This is a genomic window from Sanguibacter sp. Z6_81, assembly GCF_057180625.1.
The window spans coordinates 1-20,598 of record NZ_JBXUFV010000006.1 but is presented as its reverse complement, the minus strand read 5'-3'; the positions used below and the strand labels follow the sequence as shown (position 1 = coordinate 20,598).

Genomic DNA, 20,598 nt, shown 5'->3' with positions numbered 1-20,598 from the left:
GGCCCGCCCGCCGCACCCCTGCACCACCCACCAACCCCAGGGCGCTGGTCAACCGGACCGGCCGCCCGCAGGAAGGAACCATGTCCCACCGCACCACCCGCACCGCGCTCGTCGCGACCGGCCTCGCTCTCGCGCTCGGCCTCACCGCCTGCTCCTCCGACGAGGACTCCTCGTCGGAGGCCGGGACGACGGGCGGCTCCGCCGCGACGGTCCAGAACGGCGACCTCGCTGACCTGTCCATCGGCATCCACTCCGGCTGGGACGAAGGCATCGCCGTCTCCCACCTGTTCAAGGTCATCCTCGAGGAGGAGGGCTACGAGGTCACGACGCAGACCGCCGACGCGGGCGTCGTCTACACCGGCCTCACCGGCGGCGACTTCGACGTGAACTTCGACATGTGGCTGCCGAGCACCCACGCCGACTACCTCGAGCAGTACGGCGAGGAGATGGAGCAGCTGGGCGTCTGGTACGACGACGCGGTGCTCACGATCGCCGTGAACGAGGACGCGCCGATCACGTCGCTCGCCGAGCTCGCTGAGAACGCCGACCTCTTCGACAACCGGCTCGTCGGGATCGAGGCGGGCGCTGGCCTCACCCGCATCACCGAGGACGAGGCGATCCCCACCTACGGGCTCGAGGGCATGGACTTCGTCAAGTCCTCCACCCCCGCGATGCTCGCCGAGCTCAAGAGCAAGACCGACGCCGGAGAGAACGTCGCCGTCACGCTGTGGCGTCCGCACTGGGCCTACGACGAGTACCCCGTCCGCGACCTCGAGGACCCCGAGGGCGCGATGGGTGAGGCCGAGGAGATCCACACCGTCGGGCGGACCGGCTTCGCTGCCGACTACCCGACCCTCGCGTCCTGGATCGGGGCGTTCACGCTGACGGACGAGCAGCTGTTCAGCCTCGAGAACATCATGTTCAACGAGAACGAGGGCAACGACAACGATGCCTCCGCCACGCAGTGGCTCGAGGAGAACCCGACGTTCGTCGACGACCTCAAGGCTGCCGCCGAGCAGTGAGTCCGTGCGCCGGAGGCCGGGCACCCGTGACGGGGTGCCCGGCCTCCGGCGTCTCGTCGACCGGTCGGCGTCGGGTCAGTCGCGCAGGTCGGGCTCGAGGTAGACGCGGGTCGCGATCGGCACCGCGGCCCGGACCCGGGCCTCGGCCTCGTCGATCGCGTCCGCGATCTCCGCGGCGCTCTCCCGGGCGTCGACCTCGATCTTCGCGGCGACGAGGAGCTCCTCCGGCCCGAGGTGCAGCGTCCGCAGGTGGATGACGGACGGGACACCGGGCCCCACGAGGGCCGCGTCGATGGCGTCGACGTGCTCCGGCGTCGCCGACTCGCCGAGGAGCAGCGACTTGGTCTCGAGAGCGAGCACGACAGCGATGAGCACGAGCAGCACGCCGATGCTCGCGGTGCCCGCCGCGTCCCACCGTCCGTCGCCGGTGACGAGCGTGAGGCTCACGCCGAACAGCGCGAGGACGAGCCCGACGAGGGCGCCGAGGTCCTCGAGGAGCACCACGGGGAGCTCAGGCGCCTTGGCGGTGCGCACGAACTGCGGCCACGTCTGCGTGCCGCGCACGGCGTTGGACTCGACGATCGCGGTGTGGAAGGAGTAGCTCTCCATGGCGATCGCCGCGACGAGGACCGTCACGGGGACCCAGTGCCACGAGTCGATCGCGTGCGGTTCGGACCACTTGTGGTACGCCTCGTAGAGCGCGAAGAGCCCACCGACGCTGAACAGCACGATCGAGACGATGAACGCGTAGATGTACCGCTCGCGGCCGTAGCCGAACGGGTGCCGGGCGTCCGCCTGGCGACGCGCACGCCTGCCGCCGAGGAGGAGGAGCGCCTGGTTGCTCGAGTCGGCGAGGGAGTGCACGCCCTCCGCGAGCATGGACGACGACTGGGTGAGGAGGTACGCGACGAACTTCGTCACCGCGATGCCGAGGTTCGCGAAGAGGGCCGCGACGATGGCCTTCGTTCCGCCGTGTGCTGACATGGTGCTCCATGTGTCGAGGACGAGCGCTGCCGGACGGGCATCGATGCCCGCGGCATCCTATGCCCCGAACGTCCCGGCGGCGCGTCGACGGTCCTCGCAGCCCCTGGCCTCCCCGCGCCGGAACGAACCGGCCCGCCGCAGGGAGCGCGTCAGGAGCCGCAGGGCGGGAGGGACCTCAGAGCGGACGCGTGAGGAGCGGGCGCGCGTCGTCGACGAGGAGCACGGGGATGCCCTCCCGGACGGGGTACGCCAACGGGTTCTCCGCGGCCGTGGAGTGCAGCTCCGGCTCTCCGAGGGGTCCCGTGCCGTCGACGAGCTCGGCGCCTGTCGCCGGGCACCGCAGGATGTCGCGCACCCATCGGTCGAGCGGGAACGGCTGGTCCGTCGATGCACTCATGCGCCTGCCTCCGTGGCCTCGCGGACGAGCGCCAGGACGTCGTCGCGCACCTTGATCATGATGTCCTCGTCCGCGGCCTCGACGTTGAGGCGCAGCAGCGGCTCGGTGTTCGAGGCGCGGAGGTTGAACCACCACCGCGGGTGGGAGTCCCAGTGGGACACGGTGAGCCCGTCGAGCTCGTCGACCGTCACCGGCCCCGCCCCCTCCTGGGTGACGTACGCCTCGACGACTCGTGCGCGGGCGGCGGGGACGTCCTCCACCCGGGAGTTGAGCTCACCGCTGGAGACGTACGGCTCGTACATCTCCGCGAGGCTGGACAGCGGGTGCAGCTGCTCGCCGAGCGCGGCGAGCACGTGCAGCGCGGCGAGCATCCCGGTGTCCGCGAAGAAGAAGTCACGGAAGTAGTAGTGCGCGCTGTGCTCGCCGCCGAAGATGGCCTCGTGCGCTGCCATCTCGGCCTTGATGAACGAGTGGCCCACCCGGGTGCGCACGACCTGCGCGCCCGCCGCGACAAGGAGGTCCGGGACGGCCTGCGAGGTGATGAGGTTGTGGATGACGGTGGGCTGGCGCCCGGCCGCGATCTCCTTGGCGACCTCGCGCAGCCCCACGAGCGCGGTGACGGCCGACGGGCTCACGGGCTGCCCGAGCTCGTCGACGACGAAGCACCGGTCGGCGTCGCCGTCGAAGGCGAGACCGATGTCCGCGCCGTGCTCGACCACGGCCGCCTGGAGGTCCCGCAGGTTCTCGGGCTCGAGCGGGTTGGCCTCGTGGTTGGGGAACGTCCCGTCGAGCTCGAAGTACAGCGGCACGATCTCGAGCGGGAGAGCGGGCAGGCCCGCACCCGACCCGAGGACCGCGGGCACCGTGTACCCACCCATGCCGTTGCCCGCGTCCACCACGACCTTGAGCGGACGGATGCCCGAGATGTCGACGAGACCACGCAGGAACGCCGCGTAGTCAGCGAGCATGGACCGGTCCGTCACCTGGCCGAGCTGGGTGGCCGCACCCGGAAGGCCATGACCGAGGTACTGCTCGGCGAGCTCCCGCACGCGGCCCAGCCCGGTGTCCTGACCGACAGGGCGTGCCCCTGACCGGCACAGCTTGATCCCGTTGTACTCGGCAGGGTTGTGGCTCGCGGTGAACATCGCTCCCGGCACCCCGAGCACACCCGAGGCGTAGTAGAGCCCGTCCGTGGAGCACAGCCCGATCCGCACGACGTCGATGCCGGCGTCGGTCAGCCCGCGGGCGAAGGCCTCGACGAGCGCCGGTCCGGACTCGCGCATGTCGTGCCCGATGACGACCCGCGGCCGGGCCTGGACCCCGGTCGGCGGGGTCTCGAGCACCGCTGGCGTCGCGTCGGCGGCGTCTCCGGCATCAGGGATGACGACCGCCGTGGCGAACGCCGCACCGATCGCTTCCGCCACGTCCGTGCTGAACGGCTCCGGCACGATCCCGCGCACGTCGTACGACTTGATGAGTCCGGAGAGGTCATGGAGGGGGCGGCTTGCCGGGGCGGTCTGGTCCATGGCTGCAGCCTACTTGCCGGTCGCGAGCGCCCGGACGTCGTCGTCGGGGTCGACACCCAGGACGGTCGTGCGCGACACCTCACGCCCGTCGTCGGAGGCGAACCAGCCGGTGCGTTCGCAGTCGTGGCACGAGACGAACGTCGCGGCCACGCCCGCCGCGTTGGGCAGCGACAACCGCGTGAGCGACGACGAGCCGCAGTCCGGGCACCTCCGGGGTCCGGGCACGGCCGCGCTCGCCTGGCTGAGGGATCCCAGCGGGACCTCGAGCGCGGCCGGACGGCGCCCGCGACGACCGCCCGTCCCCGGAGCGGGAGTCACCCGTCGCCCTTGAGCACCCGCAGATGACCTCTCCGGGCCACCTCGCTGGTCTGGACGGGCTCCGGGTCGGCGAGGTGGCGGGGCCGCCCGACCTCCCGGACCGCGTCAGCGAGCGCGACGAGGTCGTCCGGGACGACGTCCGGGGTGACGTCGGGCGCGGTCGCGCCGACGTCCCGCGGATCCTGGTGATCCTGCGAGCCAGCCGGCGTCAGGCGGAGGACCTCCCAGCCGCGCGGGGCGGTGAGGCGGTCGGAGTGCACCTCGCACAGGTCGTAGCTGTGGGGCTCCGCCATGAGCGCGAGGGGCCCGAGGACCGCCGTCGAGTCGGAGTACACGTACGTCAGGGTCGCCACTGCGGCGCGCGCGCAGGCGGTTCGGGTGCATTGGCGGGCTGGACTCACAAGAGACGACGGTACCTCGCCGGGAGCGCTGCCCGGCACTCCCACGCCGGGTGCAATCGGCACGAACGGGCGAGTTCATCCGTCGCGGCCCCTCAGGGCTCCTGGCACCTAGAGTGGCCCCATGGATGCCCTCACACCGTCCTCCGGGCCGACGGTGCCACGTCACCGCCGCGACCGACGGGGTCGGGGCCTGCGCGGCCCTGTCCTGCCGATGTCGGTCCCTGGTCACCGCACGCGTGCCGAGCGCTTCGACGAGTGCGTGCTCGCGACCGTGCAGCACCTCGAGAGGGCCTGGGGCAAGGAGCTGTCCGGGACGGAGTTCGCCGTCGAGGACGTGCCGCCGTCCGACCCGGCGCCCTGGGAGCACGGCGGCGTGCCGCTGGGACGGTACTTCCCGGCAGAGTCGGGTCAACCGGGTCGGGTCCTCATCTACCGTCGACCGGTCGAGAACCGCGCTGCCGATGCACGCGACGTCGCGGAGCTCGTGCGTGACGTGGTCGTCGAGCAGGTGGCGCACCTGCTCTCCCGGCCGCCCGAGGAGATCGACCCGCAGTATCGCGATCCCGGCTGACCTGTGCGCGTGCGTCAGAGGTCCCCGCTGACGACCTCAGCCGCGCAGCCGCGTAGGTCCGTCCCAGCAGGGCGCGCTCGCCCCGCGTCGACCGGGCTGGGCCGACTCAGCCGTCGGGCAGCCCGACGCGGGGAGACCGCAGGACGAGCACCTCGTCCTGCGTCGACGGTGGGACCGTGGGGACGACGACCGCCGTCGAGCCGGTGACGCCGTCCGCAGCGAGAGCAAGCACCCAGTCGAGCGTGACAGCATCCTCGCTGACCTCCGCCGCAGGCTCGGCCGGGACGAGCGCGACCGACGTGACCTGCGCGCCACCGCCGAGCTCCGAGAGGTCGAGCGACATCGTCTGCCCGAGCGCGAGGTCGACGGGTGCGCTGCCCAGGAGCTCCCCGTCGGTTCCGTAGGCCCGGAGCTCTCCGCGGGTGGCCGGCGCCCACGCCTGGGTGAGCGGGTCGACGAGCGGCTGACCGTCCGCTCCGGTCTGCCCGTCGTAGACGACAGGGACCTGGGCGGCGAACGCGTGCGCGCCGTCGAGCGCCGCCGGCAGGGCGGTGACGACGACGGCAGCGGTGGTGCTCGCCGGGACCGCCACGAACGAGTCGACACCGGCCGGCAGGTGCTGGCTCGGGATCCACGCACGGTCCCGCGGGGCTGTCGTGCCGAGCTGCCCCTCGTCGATCTCGCCGGTCAGCGCGGACTCGACACCTGCCACGACCGGCACGTCCGCCTGCACGACGACCGTGTACCGGCCCGCGGGCATCCCCGCGAGGCTCACGTCGATCACCTCCCCAGGCACGAGGGACACGCTCTCCGCCCCCCGCAGCACGTGCTTGCCGTCGGCCCCGAGCATCGTGAGGACGGCCGTCCCGGCGTCCTCACCGGGGGTCAGCATCCGGACCGACGCGACGTCCTCGTCCCCGATCTCGGAGGTGGCCAGCGTGACTCCCGCCACGACCTGGGCCGTGGCGGGGCCGGACCCAGGAACAACGAGGTCCACGCCGTGCGGCGTGACGCCCTCGAGGACGTTGTGCTGGAGGTACGACGTGACGAGCGCTCCCGAGGAGCTCACGTGCACAGCGATGCGTCGCTGCTCGGCAGCCAGCCCCTCGAGGAGGGTGCTCACCTGGCTGCCGGGCGGGACGAGGTACGTCGAGGGTCCGGCCAGGTCGAGGCGACCCCCCGCCCCCCACACGGAGACGGTGACGGTCGCGGGCGTCCGGCTCGGGTTCTGCAGCACCAGCCGGGAGCTCGTCCCGAGCTCGGTGCTGCCCCCCACGAGCCACTGCTCGATCCCCGGCTGCTGGCAGGCCGCGGCCGCGAGCCCACGCAGGTCACCGGCAGCCGTCGCCGAGGCCACGGCACCCGCCTGCAGCGCCGGCTGCCCTGCTGCCGCCTCTCCGCGCAGGACGAGTGCCGTGTCCACCGGCTCGACGGACGCCTGGCCGCTCGGATTCGCGCCCTCGAGGGTACGGACCGCCTCCGCCGGCTCGTCGTCGGCACCCGCTGGCGCACCGTCGTCGGTGCTGCTTCCCGCGCTGCTGCCCGCGCTGGTGCTCTGCTCGTCGCGCAGCGCCTCGAAGGTCACGACGTCGACCGTGGTCCCTGCGCCCAGCACTGCCGCGCGCAGGGACGTCACAGTGTCGACGGGTGTCGGGCTGAAGCCCTCGTCGTCGGTGGAGTCCGGGTCCGGGAGCGACACCGGGGCGGGGCACACGCTCGTCGTCGACCGCGCACCGAGCGTCACCGGCGTGCCGACGTCACCCGCGGGTCCCGGGCGCACGACGTCGTCACCGACCACAGCGAGGGTGGCCATGACACCGACGGCGAGGACGGCAGAGGCGATCCCCGCGACGCGGGAGCGTCGGCGGGCACGGCGCTCCACCGACTCCGTGGACCGGACACTCATGACGTCACCGTCCGACGACGGCGGACCGGGAGGGCAAGGAGGCTGAACACGATGAGCACTGCTCCTTGGAGGATGACCCACGGGGTCCGGCTGGCACGGTCGTACCCGACCGTGAGGTGACCGCCGTCGGCGCCGAGCAGGAACGACTGGCGCTCGTCGTCCTCGAGGGTGCGCAGCGGCTCACCGTCCAGCTCTGCGTGCCACCCCGGTGCGGGCGTCTCGGCGAGAACGAGGACGCGGTCCTCAGCACCGGCCGGCACGTCGGCGTCCACCCGGAGCCCGGCGGACGCGAGCGCCTGCTCGACGACCGGCACGCCGTCGTCGCCCGGTGCCTGCACGCGTGCCCAGGACGGCTGGTCGTCGAGGCCCGGTCCGGGAGCGACACGCCAGATCGTGCCCGACGCGTTCTCCGTGATCCGCTGGAGCCCCGCCACCGTGTCGATGCGCCCGACGAGCTGGGCGCGGCCGAGCTCTGCCGCCGGGGGCACGAGGACCGCACCGACGCCGAGGTCGCTCAGCGCCCGCGCCTGCCCACGGTCGTCCCCTGCCGCGAGCGCAGCGACGAGCTCGGCGCGGTCGTCGGACGCGCTGCTCAGACGTCCCACCCGCACGACGGCAGACGAGTCGACGAGCTGAGGGCCGTCCCCGTGCAGGAGCTGGTACCGCAGATCCCCGTCGGCCTCCTGCTCGAGGACGAGCACCCGTGCCTGCCGGTCTGAGGTCTGCATGCGTTGTCCGACCGCGGGCACGATCGCGCGCTCCAGCGGCGCGATCGCCACCGTCGACCCGTCTGTGCGTGCACCGACCACCCAGGAACCGAGCACGAGGAGGGGCACCGCGCCGACGACGAGCGCCAGCGCGCCGATACCGACCTGCCGCCAGCCGAACGTGTGCTGCAACGCCTTGGAGCCGAGCCCGTCGATCCCGAGGACGGCGGCCCCGAGCAGCGCGAGGAGCATGAGCGACGACCCGGCGCCGGGCCAGCCCGTGACGGGCACGCCGTCTCCCCCGGCGACTGTCGTCGCCGCAGAGAGCAGGGCGGTTGCCAACCCGATCGCCGCGATCCACCACAACGTCCGGGCTGCCACGCCGCGCCCGCCCGACCGCACGAGCCCGACGAGCGCTCCCGCCAGGACGACGCCTCCCAGGACCAGGGCACCCTGCTCGACGACGAGCGCCCAGGCCCCCGAGGCACCGGACGTGACAACCACCGGGAGGGCGAGGAGCTGTTGCCAGGCCGGGGCGGGGTCGGACGCGAGCGGCAGGCCCGGGTCACCCAGGAGGATGCGCCACCCCCCTGACGACCACGTCGCGACCGCCCGCACGACGAGCGGGCCCACGACCACGAGCGCAGGCAGCGGCACGAACGCGATGTATCTGCGGTTGCGCGGGACCTGCGCCGCCACGACGAGGAGGGAGAGCAGGCCGGGGACGAGGAGCGACGGAGCACCCGCCACGACGACCGCGAACGCGAGGCCAGCGGCCCCGAGGGCAGCGACCGAACCTCGCTGCGGGGTCGTCGACGGGCTCGCGGCCGCCACGGGACCCGGGCTCGTCGTCCCGTCGACGACGGCCCCCGGGCCAGCCGGTCCGCCCTCGTCGGAGGGACGCCCGGCGGCCGTCGCACCCGAGGAGCGCGCGGCAGCCTGCTCACGGATCTTCTCCCGCAGACGCTGCTCCGCGCGCTCCTGGGAACGCATCCGCAACGTTCCCCACACGTCGACCCGTTGGATGCCCACCGCACGAACCACCGCGAGCGCCAGCCACGGGAGCGCGACGTGCGCGAGCACCGCACCCAGGCGGCCCTGACCCACGGCCACGACGAGGGCAGGGGCAGCGGCCCACACCGTCGCTGCCCAGAACCGGAGCGGAACCGACCGTGTGGCCGCACCCGCGGCGAACCAGGCGCCGACGGCAGCCAGGACGAGCGACGACACGACGAGGAGGTTGACCGCCGACTGCAGGTCCCCGCGGGCCACCGCGACGACGGGCAGCAGCGCGGTGAGCAGCGGGTCCGCCGGAGCGGATGCTCCGAGGCCCTCACGCACCCAACCGCTCGAGATCGCGTCCGTGAGCCCCGCCCACCCACCTTGGGCCGGCAGCAGCGCACCGCCGACGACACGGCCACCGTCGACAGCGGCCGCGACGACAGACCCGAGCGCCGCAACCGTTGCACCTGCCACGAGGAGGACGAGGACAGCGAGGGCGGCCCGGCGACGGCGTGCGGATGCCGCGATCTCGGCGCGGTCGAGCTCGTCCGGGCCGTGCGCCGCCCGACGGCGCGCCGCACGCGCGAGCCGCCGGTCCCGGTGCTCGCCCAGCACGTCGCGCGTCGTCGCCATGAGCGGGGTGAGCACTGATCGGGGCACGACGCTCACGCGCGCGATGGCACGCCGGGCACGCACCACCCGCCGGATGCGCGCAAGGAGCCAGACCGGCGCCCAGAGCTCCTGGACCGCGTGACCGGGCTGCTTGAGCGCCACCCGGTAGAGGGACCGCACGGGTGCGGCGACGACAGCCGCGACGAGGAACAGCGGCAGGACCCAGCCGGGGAGGCTCGTGGCAAGGAAGTAGAGCTGGGACCGCAAGCGAGGCCCGAAGGTTGCGTCGGCCGCAACCACGGGGTCGACCGGGTGCTCCGTGCGCAACCCGCGCAGGCCCGCCTGCGCGTGCAGCACGAGGGCGGACGGCACGACGATCACGCGGTGCCCGGCGAGACGCGCACGACGCGACAGGTCCAGACCGTCACCGAAGATGCCGTACGTCGCGTCCGTCCCGCACAGGTCCGACCACACGCTCGTCCGCACGAGCGCTCCCGCGAGTCCGACCGCGAGGACATCCTCACGCGCATCGTGCTGGCCCTGGTTGAGCTCACCGGGCTCGACACCCGTCATCCGGCGACCGCTGCGCGAGACGGTGAGCCCCACCTCGACGAGCTCGTCCGGCTCGTCCCACTGGACCTGCTTCACGCCAGCGATCGCCACCGACGACGCGTGCTCGACGGCCCGCAGGAGATGCGCCAGGGCGTCCGGCTCCGGAGCGGAGTCATCGTGGAAGAGCCACAACCAGCGTGTCGAGATGCCCCCGGGCGCCTCCCGGAGCGCCACGTCGACGCCCGCGCCGAAGCTTCGGGCGCCAGGTGCACGCACGACGTCGACACCCGCCGGGAGCCCGTCGAGACCAGGGGCACCGGCAGGCGATGCATCGACGACCACGAGCCGGGCCGGGCCGGGCTCCGCCGCAAGGATCGCTCCCACCGCGTGGGGGAGGTAGGCGGACGAGCCGTGCGTCACGAGGACGGCGGTGACGCCTGCCTCTCGGGCGCGTCCCGCCGCGGCATCAGCCGGGAGAGTGTGGTCGGGGGAAGTCATACGGCGTCCATAGTGCCTCACGAGCGTGCTGGCTCCGGGCAGGGCGGCGCCGGGCGTGGCGGGGCCGGCGGCGGAGTGCGCTCAGCGTCAGATGGCGCGCCGCTTGAGCTTGCGCCGCTCCCGCTCGGACAGCCCACCCCAGATGCCGAACCGCTCGTCGTTCTCCAGCGCGTACTCGAGGCACTCGCTGCGGACCTCGCAGCCGACGCAGACCTTCTTGGCCTCACGCGTCGAGCCGCCCTTCTCGGGGAAGAACGCCTCGGGGTCGGTCTGGGCGCACAGCGCGCGCTCCTGCCACCCCATCGCCGGGTCGTCGTCGACGCTCCCGAAGAGCGGGAGCACCGTCGCGCCCTCCTGCGGTCCGGGACCGGTGAAGCCCTCGACCAGCCGTACGGCGTCAGACGGGAAAGGCCCGTCCTCGTCGAGCAGGTTCCACATGCTGTACCCCTCCGCGGGTGTCCCGGATCGTGCGTGACGTGGCGACGTACGGCGGCCCTGACGAGCGCACCGGCCCCTCGCGGAGACGACCTCGTCGAAGCAGCGGGTGTACACAACCGACACGTGAAATTACACGCGTGTCATCTACCTCAGTCAAGCCGCGCTGTGCTAAAAGCGCCACCTGAGCGGGTGAATTTTGGGTGGCGCACCCCACACCGGGCGCTCGTTAGGCTGTCCCGCATGGCAGACACCGTCACCTCCCTGCTCCGCGTGCTCACCGCCGACCCCGGGCGCCCGCGCCTGACGTGGTACGGCCCCGACGGCGAGCGCATCGAGCTCTCCGGAGCCGTGCTGGCCAACTGGGTGACGAAGACCACCAACCTCCTCGTGGAGGAGTTCGACGCCGGCCCCGGCACGGTCGTCCACCTCGACCTGCCACCGCACTGGCGCACGCTCGTGTGGGCGTTGGCGACGTGGCAGGCAGGGGCGTGCGTCCGCGTGGGGGGCAACGGCGACGACCGTGCATCCGGCGCCGCAGCAGCAGCAGCACCCGACGACGTCCTCGTGACGAGCGATCCCGCGAGCGTCGCCGCAACCGGCCTGCTCTCGGCTCGTCCCGAGGTCGTCGTCGTCGCCCTGCCAGCGCTGGCGCGCCGGTTCGACGGAGACCTGCCCCCCGGCGCCGTCGACGCCGCGGCCGCCGTGATGACCTACGGCGACCAGCTGGGGTATGTCGCTCCGACAGAGCCCCGTGCGCTGGCGCTCGTCGACGCGACCGACGACTCGACACCCGACGTGCGTCACGAGGACCTGCTCGTGTGGTCCTCGGTCACGGCACACGGCCCGGGCGTCCGCCGGCTCGTCCGCGCCGCAGACGGAGCCCCCGGGGCGCTCTCCCTCGTCCGCGCGAGCCTCCAGGCATGGGCGGAGGACGGGTCCGTCGTCGTCCTCGACCCGCAGACGTCACGCTCGCTCGACGCCGATCCCGCGCGTCTCGCGCGGCTGCTGGAGACCGAGCGCGTCAGCGTCGCGTAGGTCCGCAGCTCACGCGAGCGCTCTCGCGAACGACGCCAGCGTCCCTTCCGCGACCTTCTCCCACGAGTACAGCGCCGCACGTGCGCGCCCACGCTCAGCCAGCGTGGCGAGCGTCGCGGGCTCGGTGACGGCCGTCGTGATCGCTGCAGCGATGGAGGCGGTGCTGTGCGGATCGAAGTACAGGGCCGCATCACCACCGACCTCGCGAAGCACCGGGATGTCCGACATGAGGACGGGGAGCCCGACCATCATCGCCTCGAGCGGCGGCAGCCCGAAGCCCTCGCAGAACGTCGGCATCGCGAGCGCAGTCGCTCGGGAATACAGATCCTCGAGCTCTGCGGGGGTCACCCATCCGCGCAGGTCGACCCAGCCCTCGAGACCGAGCTCCCGGACGATCGGGAGCAACGGATCGTCTCCGCGACTCCCTGTCACGACGAGGCGGGGCCGGACTCCCGGGTCGACCTCGGCCATCGCACGGACGAGGCCCTCATAGTTCTTGTGCGGGCGCCGGTTGCCCATCGCGATGATGAGGTCGGGCTCCCGGGGCACCTCACCCTCGAGCGTCCGAGGAGCAGTGCCCGCCAGCGGCACGACGTCGATCCGCGCAGGGTCGACGCCGAGATACTTCTGGATCTCGCGTGCCGACACCTCGCTGATCGTGAGGATCCGGGCGGCGTTGCGCGCAGCCTGCTTCTCCATCCACATGACCGGCTTCGTGTAGAACGGCGTCGACATGAGGTCGGGATGGCTCCAGTAGAGCATGTCGTGCATCGTCACGACCGTCGGCATGGTCGAGCGACGCGGTCCCAGCGTGGCCGGAGCGTGGACGAGGCCCGCCCCGACCTTCGAGGCTGCGCGCGACACCGCGAACAGCTCGCCATACGCCCAGTGGAAGCGGTTCTCACCGGAGATCCCCGAAGGGATGATCTCGCCCGGGAACCACTCGTGGTCACAGGTGAGGAACTCCTTGGAGGCGTACCCGATGTACTCGTAGCCGGCTTCCACCCGTCCGAGCTCACGATAGAGCTCGCGGGTGTACGTCTCCATCCCGCCCTTGGTGCCGGTGTAGGACAGGAGATCTACGAGTACGCGCGTCACAAGGACCGACCCTAACAGGCGAGCCGCGGCGCCGATGCGGTCCCCCGGCGGGGCCGCGTGGCGCACACCCGGGCCGACGCTTGCGGCAGAATGGTCGTCCATGCACCGGAACTTCCCCGCAGGAACACCTCGATGACCGCCACGACGGCCGTGGCTCTCGACGCAGCCCCGGGACGTACCACTCGCGCATCTCGCCTGGACTCGCGCAACAACGCTCTCAACCTCTTCCGGCTGATCCTGGCCACGGCGGTCTTCATCTCGCACGCCTACTCGATCACCGCCGCCGGTCCCGAACCGAGCTGGGCGGGCGAGTCGCTCGGCGGGTGGTCCGTCATCGGCTTCTTCGTCATCAGCGGCTACCTCATCACCGCGAGCCGCATGCGGTCCGACGTCGGGACGTACCTCGTCCAACGCATCGCGAGGATCTTCCCGGCATTCCTCGTGTGCATGATCGTCACTGCGGCGGTGTTCGCCCCGATCGCGTACGTCGTCCAGAACGGCTCGCTCGGTGGTTTCCTCACAACGCCGAACACACCGGTCAACTACGTGTTCGCCAATGCAGGCTTGAAGATCTCCGACTACTCCATCGCTGGCACCCTCGCCTCCGTGCCGTACCCGTACGCGTGGAACGGTCCGTTATGGACCCTCTACTTCGAGTTCCTCGCGTACCTCGTGGTCGGCTTCGCGATGATCTTCGCCGTCGCCAAGCGGACCCCGTGGATCATGGTCGCACTGTTCGTCGGATCGGTCGTCGTGCGCGCCAACCTCGATCTGCTCGGTCGGATCACGGGAGGCAACGCCGACACCGTCCTGCTGTCGAAGCTGCTCCCGTACTTCCTCGGCGGTGCCGTCGTCTACATGCTCCGTGACCGGATTCCCCTGCGCTGGTGGGTGGCCCTGCCCAGCCTCGCTGTCGGCCTGCTGACCGCCAGCACCTGGAACACCTGGGGCGGCCAGGCCGCCGCGCCGCTGTTCGCCATAGCGGTCCTCTGGCTTGCCTCCTGGGTGCCGTCGCCGGACTTCATCAAGAAGAACGACGTGTCCTACGGCCTCTACATCTATGCGTGGCCCGTCCAGCAGCTCCTGGCGCTGGGCGACGTGCACGACCGCGGCCTTCTCGTCTACAACCTCGCCACCGCGGCCGGAGCACTGGCCCTCGCGTCCGCCAGCTGGTTCCTCCTGGAGCGGCCGGTCATGCGTCGCGTGCGCGAGTCACTGCGCCGCGGGAAGCCCACGCCGCCCCCGTCCGGAGAAGCCGCGGAGGTCGTGGCCACCACCTCGTCGTCGGCTCCCGGGGCGCCGTCCGCCCCCGGTGACAGCAAGGGGTCGAGCGCCGGACGCCCCACGGACCGCGAGGGTGTGTGACCTTTCGCGATCCGTAGGCGTTCCGGGTCAGCGGCCGGCTGCCTGCTCCGCGTCGATCCACCGGGCGAGCGCGTGGATGCCGTCCCGCAGCGAGACGCGGGGCTCCCACCCGAGCACCTCCTTGGCGGCAGTGACGTCTGCCCATGCGTGCCGGACGTCACCGTTGCGGAACTGGCCGGTCACGTGCGGTGCGGGCGCGCCGTAGTACTCGGCGATGATCGCCGCTGCGGTGGCGATCGTCTGCATCTCGCCGGAACCGATGTCGACCGGGACGGGGCTGATCGTCTCGCTGAAGGTCGCCGCGAGGACGGCACGCGCGACGTCATCTATGATGATGAAGTCCCGCCGGACCTCACCGTCCTCGTACAACGGGATCGACGTGCCCGCCTTCGCGAGCCGGCAGAACAGCGACATGATGCCCGTGTAGGGGTTGATGAGCGACTGGCCGGGGCCATAGACGTTCTGCAGGCGTACGACCGATGCCTCGACCCCGTAGGACAGCGCCCACGCCCGCAGGATGTCCTCCTGGGTGAGCTTTGTCGCTCCGTAGACGCTCACCGGCGCGGGGAAGACCACCCCGGCACGCATGGCGGTCGGTTCTGCACCTTCGAAGTCCCACTCCCCCCGCTCGAGCTGGGCGAGCGACCGCTGGCCGGGATAGAGGATTTCCCCCGACCCGTCGGTCCGCCTCCACGCACCTTCGCCATAGACGGCTCGGCTCGACGTGAGCACGATCCGGCGGGGCAGCTTCCCGTGGCGGTTGAGTGCGTCGAGCATCTGGGTCGTGCCCACGACGTTGACGAGGGCGTGGCGCGTGGACTCCTCGAGCGACTGGCCCGTGCCCGTCTCGGCGGCGAGGTGCACGACGACGTCCGGTGTGACGTCTGTGAGGAGCCGGTCCCACGCGGCGGCATCGGTGATGTCCGCCTCGAACAGCTCGACGCGGCTGTCCAGCGTGTCCGGGCGCGCCCGCGTCGCGTGGATCTGCGGGTGCAGGTTGTCGAACGCGATGACGCGCGAGAACTTCTCCGCGAGCCCCGCAGCGATGGCGGTGCCGATGAAGCCCGCCCCGCCGGTGACGACGACCGTTCCGGCGCTCGAGGCGGCCGCTTGAGATTCAGCCATGAGAAAGTGAACTCCCTGTTCGTCGTGGGCCTGGGCAGCACGGTCGCCGCCCCAGGCACCTGCACCATCGTCTAGTGGTTGGTAAAGATGTGGCCCGCGAGCACCCTTGCGCCAGCCGTGTTCCGCCCCAGGAGGGCCTTCGGGAGCAGCGTGAGCGCATGCGCGCGAGAGGTCAGCTGGACGTGGGCGGCCCGGCGTGCACGGCGCCAGCCGAGCTCCGCCATCTGCTCCGCGGCGGAGTCGAAGTACTCGCGCTCCCCCACGAACCGCGACCCGTCTCCCAGCTTCGCCGAGGACGCGCTCGCGGAGTGGCGCCGGTAGGAGAAGCAGAGCGTGGGCTCGATGAGGAGGGAGCTCCCGGAGGCGATGAGGTCGATCGCGAGGGCGAGGTCCTGGATGATCGGGAAGCCCTCACGGAAGTCGACCTCGAGGAGACGCTCGCGCTTGAACGCGAGCGACGGCCAGTAGAGCCAGTCGGCGCGCAGGAGGCTCGTAGCGAGGGTCTCGCCAGAGAGCACGCGCGGGGACGTCGCCCGCGGCATGGTCAGCTTCTGCTTGACCACGTCGACGAGGGTGGTGACCACGGCGCCCTGCTCGTCGATGATCTGGACGCCAGGCTGGATGATGTCGACCTGCGGGTAGTGCGCATGGGCACGCAGGATGACGTCGACGTAGTTCGGCAGCAAGACGTCATCGCACCCGAGGATCACCATGACGTCCTGCGTCGCCATCCGCACGCAGGTCCGATAGTTCTCGGTGATGCCCTTGTTCGTCTTGTTGCGGAGGTACGACACCCGAGGGTCTGTCAGCGCGTCGAAGTACTCGCGGACGGACTCGTCGGGGTACGCGTCGTCGACCACCGTCAGCAGCCAGTCCTCGTTCGTCTGCGACAGCACGCTCTCCACGGTCTCGCGGAGCATCGCGGGATCCCCCCAGAAGGGAACGAAAATATCCAGGGGCAAGGCGTGCCACCTTTCGCGGTAGTGTCGCGACGCGCCAGAGGGACGTTCCACGCCGCGGATTCAGTCCTTCACCCTAGCCTAGGCACGGGTGCCGCCCTGGACTCCGGCCGCCTCGGGCTGGCCACACACCACCGGGAGAGTCATGTCAGCAGGTCCACCACCCACGATCGATTCCCGCGGCGCGACGAGCGTCGGTGTCGCCTCCGTCGTCGCCGGGGTGTCCGGGCTCCTCGTCATCCTCGTCATCCCTCGCGCCCTGGGCGGGGCCGACTCAGCAGACACCGCGACCTTCCTCACGTTCTGGTCCTTGCTCTTCGCGATGTTCGGGGTCCTGGCAGGCGTCCAGAACGAGATGACGAGAGCGGTCCGGAGCGCTCGCTCTCTGCGCGAGGACTCGAGCACCCCGCACACGCTGTCGACTGCCCTGCTCATCGGCGTGGGCATGGCCGCGCTCCTCGCAGCCCTCTCCCCCGTGTGGTCCGTCGCGCTCTTCGACAGCTACCGCCCCGGGCTCGTGGTGGCGCTCTGCCTCGGGGTCGTGGCATTCGCGGGGCACAGCGCGATCGCTGGCGCCCTCAGCGGCCTGGGACTCTGGGGGAGCTACTCGGTCCTCGTGGGCAGCGAGGCACTCGGGCGGCTCGTGCTCGTCGGGGGAGCGGCTGGGCTCGGGTGGGGCCTGTTCGGGATGGAGGCGGCAGCTACGATCGCTGCGGCGACCTGGGTCACCCTGCTGGTCTTCCTCCCGCGGTCACGCGCAGCGGCCGTGGCACGCGCGGACGTCGGGCGCGCACAACTGCTCGGCCAGACCGGTCACTCGATGATCGCGGCGGCCTCGAGCGCGACGATCGTCGTCGGCTTCCCGGTCGCGCTGCGCCTGACGACGGAGACGAGCGTCTACAACTCATCGGCCGCCCTCATCCTCGCGATCTCCCTCACGCGGGCGCCGCTCCTCATGCCACTCAACGCCTACCAGGGCGTCGCGATCACCCACTTCCTCGACAACCCTGACCGAAGGACAGCAGTCCTCGTCCGGCTGGGCGCGATCATCGTCGCGCTCGCCGCCGTCGGTGCGGGCATGGCCGCGCTCGTCGGACCGTGGCTCATGCGACTCGTGGTCGGGGCCTCGGTGTCGTCCGCCGTGCTCGCCGGACTCGTGGCGGCGGCCGGCGCCCTCGCCCTCGTAACGCTCACCGGCGCCGCCGTGCTCGCGCTGGGCAGGCACGCAGCGTTCTCGACGGGGTGGTTCGTGGCCAGCGCGGTGACGATCGCGGTGCTGTTCCTCCCTCTCGGCGTCGAGACGCGGACGATCCTCAGCCTCGTCGTCGGGCCTGTCGTCGGTGTCGCCCTCCACGTCGCTGCGGTCACCCGAGTCTCTCGGGCGAGCCGGTAGGCTCGCAGTCATGCCCAGAGAGACCGACGAGCGCCTGCTCATCATCATCCCTGCGTGGAACGAGCAGGTGACCCTGCCGGGCGTCATCGCCGAGATCCGTGCCGCCATGCCGCAAGCAGACGTCCTCGTGGTGAACGACGGATCGACCGACATGACTGCTGCGGTCGCCGCGCACCACGGTGCGCGGGTCCTCGACCTCCCGCTCAACCTCGGCGTCGGCGGGGCCATGCGCGCCGGGTACAAGTACGCGCTGCGCAACGGTTACCGTCAGTCCGTGCAGCTGGACGCTGACGGTCAGCACGACCCGAAGGACGTCCAGGTCCTCATCGAGCGGCTCAACGCCGGTATCTCGGACGTCGTCATCGGGGCGCGTTTCGCCGGGACTGGGAGCTACACGGCGAGCGGTCCGCGCTGGTGGAGCATGAAGCTGCTGTCGTTCGTCCTGTCGCGGGTGTCCAAGACGCGGCTGACCGACACGACCTCAGGGTTCAAGGCATGCAACCGCAAGGCCATCCGCCTCTTCGCGTCGAACTATCCTGCCGAGTACCTCGGTGACACGGTCGAGGCCCTCGTCATCGCCGCGCGCGCCGGCGTGAGTGTCTCGCAGGTCGGGGTCGAGATGCGTCCACGAGCGGGTGGCACGGCGTCGCACAGCCCGATCAAGGCCGCCGTCTTCCTCCTGCGAGCGTTCCTCGCACTCACCATCGCCCTGTCCCGTCCGAGCGAGCCCCTCGAGCCCGAGGTTTCCCTGTGAGCGGCTACATCTTCGCGATCGCCCTCTCGGTGATCGTCGTTGTCTTCCTCTTCGTGCTCCTGCGCCGCCGACGCATCCGGGAGAAGTACGCCGCCATCTGGATCTGTCTCGGGATCGCAGTCGCGATCCTCGGCGCCTTCCCGAAGGTCGCGTTCTGGCTGGCAGGCGTGGTCGGCGTCGAGACACCGGTCAACCTGCTCTTCGCCGGCGGGTTCGTCATCCTTCTCGCGGTGTGCATCCAGCTGAGCGCGTCCCTGACGAGCATCGAGGAGCAGACACGCACCCTCACCGAGGAGCTCGCTCTCCTCAAGCTCGAGGTCTCCGATCGTCACGCCAGCACCCAGGACACCTCGCCGCACGAGACGAGCGGGCACGACGGGGTTCCTTCCTGACGACGCGCGCGACCACGTCCACCCGGCGCTTTGCTCCTTATGTTCTACTGACAGACCATGCCTAGCCCCACCCCGCCCGCAGGGAGCACCATGCCTCGAACACGACGCCGTGGTGCGACCGCGCTCGTCAGCCTTCTTCTCCTGACGAGCATCGCCGCGTGCGGGTCGCAGGAGTCAGACGCGCCGGTCCCGCCCCCGCCGGTGTCGACGCTCCCGTCGGAGCCGCCGGTCGACACACCCACCCCGGACGCGACAGCGCCGGCCGGGTCGACCGACCCCGACGACGACGCCCCGTCCGACCCCGCGACCGATCCGCCGCAACCGACGCCGTCCAGCTCGGCCGGCACGCGCACGGTCTCCGTCACGGTGAGCTACTGGGGGTTCGACCCCGATCAGGGGTCCGCGTTCATTAATGGCTATGCCGACGGAGTCGATGAGGGTGGCGAGTGCACGGCCACGCTCACCCAGGGTTCCCTCACGAGCAGCGCCTCCGTCGACGCCACCGCAGACGCCACGACCACCTCCTGCGGTGAGATCCTCCTACCCGGCTCCTCGCTCGCTCCTGGATCCTGGCAAGCAGTGCTCACCTACGCCTCACCGTCCAGCTCCGGGCAGTCAGCCCCTGTCGAGATCGTGGTCCCATGACGTACAACACCCTGCGGCACCTCGTCGTCTCGAGCGTCACCGCCTTGGCGCTGGCGCTGTCGATGGCGATCGCTCCGGCCGTGCTGCCGATCACCGCAGCCCCGGCACAGGCGGCGAACTTCAGTGGCTTCGATCCCGGCAACCTCATCTCCGACGCCGTGTTCTTCAACGGTACGGACATGTCCGCCCCGGACATCCAAGCGTTCCTCGACGCCAAGGGCGCCACCTGCACCCCGTCGAAGGCGGGCCAGCCCTGTCTCAAGGACTTCCGCCAGGACACGTACACCCGTCCTGCGGACTCGCGCTGCGCTGGCGCGTACATCGGCGGGACCAACGAGTCCGCCGCGACGATCATCGCCAAGGTCGCCCAGGCCTGCGGGATCAGCGCGCGCGCGCTGCTCGTCCTCGTGCAGAAGGAGCAGGGCCTCGTCCTCGCCAAGGGCGAGTCCCTCACCGCTCGGAAGTACCAGATCGCCACAGGCTTCGGCTGTCCCGACACCGCCGCGTGCGACTCCCAGTTCTACGGGTTCTACAACCAGGTCTACAAGGCAGCGTGGCAGTTCCGTTCGTACGCCGTGAACCCACGGAACTTCAACCACAAGGCGAACGCCTGGAACAACATCCGTCTCCACCCGAACGCCTCCTGCGGATCGACAGCTGTGTACATCGCCAACCAGGCGACGGCAGGTCTCTACAACTACACGCCGTACCAGCCGAACCAGGCTGCCCTCAACGCCGGGTACGGCACGGGCGACAGCTGCTCGTCGTACGGCAACCGCAACTTCTACGCCTACTTCCAAGACTGGTTCTCCGCCTCGAGCTTCGTCACGGTGGGTGCGATCGATGCGTGGTATCGCAGTGGTGGTGCGGGGATCGTGGGGCCGCCGACGGCGAACCA

The 20,598-nt window shown here is 71.2% G+C and carries 19 protein-coding genes and 1 pseudogene; 9 read left to right on the top strand and 11 right to left on the bottom strand.

The features are described 5' to 3' along the window. The first annotated feature begins 80 nt into the window (after window positions 1-80). Window positions 81-1,022, top strand: a complete 942-nt coding sequence (locus tag AC2AXK_RS13725; RefSeq protein ID WP_484345955.1) for a glycine betaine ABC transporter substrate-binding protein — start codon at window positions 81-83, stop codon at window positions 1,020-1,022. Between the two features lie 75 nt (window positions 1,023-1,097). On the opposite strand, the gene AC2AXK_RS13720 is transcribed toward AC2AXK_RS13725, so the two are convergent. The 5 genes from AC2AXK_RS13720 to AC2AXK_RS13700 all read right to left on the bottom strand — a co-directional run bounded on the left by AC2AXK_RS13720 (window position 1,098) and on the right by AC2AXK_RS13700 (window position 4,648). Continuing rightward, window positions 1,098-2,006, bottom strand: coding sequence for a cation diffusion facilitator family transporter (locus AC2AXK_RS13720; RefSeq protein WP_484345954.1), 909 nt, complete (start codon window positions 2,004-2,006; stop codon window positions 1,098-1,100). A gap of 175 nt (window positions 2,007-2,181) precedes the next feature. Further along, the gene (locus AC2AXK_RS13715) at window positions 2,182-2,403 is read right to left on the bottom strand and encodes a Trm112 family protein (protein WP_484345953.1); all 222 of its coding nucleotides are present in this window, start codon (window positions 2,401-2,403) and stop codon (window positions 2,182-2,184) included. Further along, window positions 2,400-3,929 carry a phosphomannomutase/phosphoglucomutase gene (locus AC2AXK_RS13710; protein ID WP_484345952.1) on the bottom strand — a complete coding sequence of 510 codons (1,530 nt, stop codon included), beginning with the start codon at window positions 3,927-3,929 and terminating at the stop codon, window positions 2,400-2,402. The genes AC2AXK_RS13715 and AC2AXK_RS13710 overlap by 4 nt, the downstream gene beginning before the upstream one ends. A gap of 9 nt (window positions 3,930-3,938) precedes the next feature. Then, entirely contained in the window at window positions 3,939-4,247 is a 309-nt protein-coding gene (locus AC2AXK_RS13705; RefSeq protein WP_484345951.1) for a hypothetical protein, read from the bottom strand. Further along, window positions 4,244-4,648, bottom strand: coding sequence for a DUF3499 domain-containing protein (locus AC2AXK_RS13700; protein WP_484345950.1), 405 nt, complete (start codon window positions 4,646-4,648; stop codon window positions 4,244-4,246). The genes AC2AXK_RS13705 and AC2AXK_RS13700 overlap by 4 nt, the downstream gene beginning before the upstream one ends. Before the next feature lie 121 nt (window positions 4,649-4,769). Here AC2AXK_RS13700 and AC2AXK_RS13695 point away from each other — a divergent pair, with 121 nt between their 5' ends. After that, window positions 4,770-5,219, top strand: coding sequence for a metallopeptidase family protein (locus AC2AXK_RS13695; RefSeq protein WP_484345949.1), 450 nt, complete (start codon window positions 4,770-4,772; stop codon window positions 5,217-5,219). A 106-nt stretch (window positions 5,220-5,325) separates the two neighbouring features. Here AC2AXK_RS13695 and AC2AXK_RS13690 read toward each other — a convergent pair whose 3' ends face one another. The 3 genes from AC2AXK_RS13690 to AC2AXK_RS13680 all read right to left on the bottom strand — a co-directional run bounded on the left by AC2AXK_RS13690 (window position 5,326) and on the right by AC2AXK_RS13680 (window position 10,799). Further along, on the bottom strand, window positions 5,326-7,125 hold the full coding sequence (locus AC2AXK_RS13690) for a DUF5719 family protein (protein WP_484345948.1): 1,800 nt from the start codon (window positions 7,123-7,125) through the stop codon (window positions 5,326-5,328). Next, complete coding sequence (locus AC2AXK_RS13685; protein WP_484345947.1) at window positions 7,122-10,496, bottom strand: glycosyltransferase family 2 protein; 3,375 nt, start codon at window positions 10,494-10,496, stop codon at window positions 7,122-7,124. The genes AC2AXK_RS13690 and AC2AXK_RS13685 overlap by 4 nt, the downstream gene beginning before the upstream one ends. Window positions 10,497-10,583: 87 nt before the next feature. Beyond that, window positions 10,584-10,799, bottom strand: coding sequence for a WhiB family transcriptional regulator (locus AC2AXK_RS13680; RefSeq protein WP_484346049.1), 216 nt, complete (start codon window positions 10,797-10,799; stop codon window positions 10,584-10,586). Window positions 10,800-11,174: 375 nt separating this feature from the next. On the opposite strand from AC2AXK_RS13680, the gene AC2AXK_RS13675 reads away from it, so the two are divergent. Beyond that, on the top strand, window positions 11,175-11,969 hold the full coding sequence (locus tag AC2AXK_RS13675; RefSeq protein WP_484345946.1) for a TIGR03089 family protein: 795 nt from the start codon (window positions 11,175-11,177) through the stop codon (window positions 11,967-11,969). 9 nt (window positions 11,970-11,978) lie between these two features. On the opposite strand, the gene AC2AXK_RS13670 is transcribed toward AC2AXK_RS13675, so the two are convergent. Then, window positions 11,979-13,067, bottom strand: a complete 1,089-nt coding sequence (locus AC2AXK_RS13670; RefSeq protein ID WP_484345945.1) for a glycosyltransferase family 4 protein — start codon at window positions 13,065-13,067, stop codon at window positions 11,979-11,981. A gap of 132 nt (window positions 13,068-13,199) precedes the next feature. On the opposite strand from AC2AXK_RS13670, the gene AC2AXK_RS13665 reads away from it, so the two are divergent. Continuing rightward, window positions 13,200-14,432, top strand: a complete 1,233-nt coding sequence (locus AC2AXK_RS13665; protein ID WP_484345944.1) for an acyltransferase family protein — start codon at window positions 13,200-13,202, stop codon at window positions 14,430-14,432. 27 nt (window positions 14,433-14,459) lie between these two features. On the opposite strand, the gene AC2AXK_RS13660 is transcribed toward AC2AXK_RS13665, so the two are convergent. Continuing rightward, a complete protein-coding gene (locus AC2AXK_RS13660) occupies window positions 14,460-15,557 on the bottom strand; it encodes an NAD-dependent epimerase/dehydratase family protein (protein ID WP_484345943.1) in 1,098 nt (365 codons plus the stop codon). Between the two features lie 71 nt (window positions 15,558-15,628). Then, window positions 15,629-16,570: a glycosyltransferase family 2 protein gene (locus AC2AXK_RS13655; protein WP_484345942.1), complete on the bottom strand. Its 942-nt coding sequence runs from the start codon at window positions 16,568-16,570 to the stop codon at window positions 15,629-15,631. A gap of 91 nt (window positions 16,571-16,661) precedes the next feature. Between AC2AXK_RS13655 and AC2AXK_RS13650 the strand changes: the two genes are divergently transcribed. The 5 genes and pseudogenes from AC2AXK_RS13650 to AC2AXK_RS13630 all read left to right on the top strand — a co-directional run. After that, complete coding sequence (locus AC2AXK_RS13650; RefSeq protein WP_484345941.1) at window positions 16,662-17,909, top strand: hypothetical protein; 1,248 nt, start codon at window positions 16,662-16,664, stop codon at window positions 17,907-17,909. A 10-nt stretch (window positions 17,910-17,919) separates the two neighbouring features. Further along, the gene (locus AC2AXK_RS13645) at window positions 17,920-18,663 is read left to right on the top strand and encodes a glycosyltransferase family 2 protein (protein WP_484345940.1); all 744 of its coding nucleotides are present in this window, start codon (window positions 17,920-17,922) and stop codon (window positions 18,661-18,663) included. Beyond that, window positions 18,660-19,055, top strand: coding sequence for a DUF2304 domain-containing protein (locus tag AC2AXK_RS13640; protein WP_484345939.1), 396 nt, complete (start codon window positions 18,660-18,662; stop codon window positions 19,053-19,055). The genes AC2AXK_RS13645 and AC2AXK_RS13640 overlap by 4 nt, the downstream gene beginning before the upstream one ends. Window positions 19,056-19,145: 90 nt before the next feature. Beyond that, window positions 19,146-19,700, top strand: coding sequence for a hypothetical protein (locus tag AC2AXK_RS13635; RefSeq protein WP_484345938.1), 555 nt, complete (start codon window positions 19,146-19,148; stop codon window positions 19,698-19,700). Beyond that, window positions 19,697-20,598 (top strand): annotated as a pseudogene (locus AC2AXK_RS13630) (hypothetical protein); the annotation flags it as partial. The gene AC2AXK_RS13635 and the pseudogene AC2AXK_RS13630, both read left to right, overlap by 4 nt.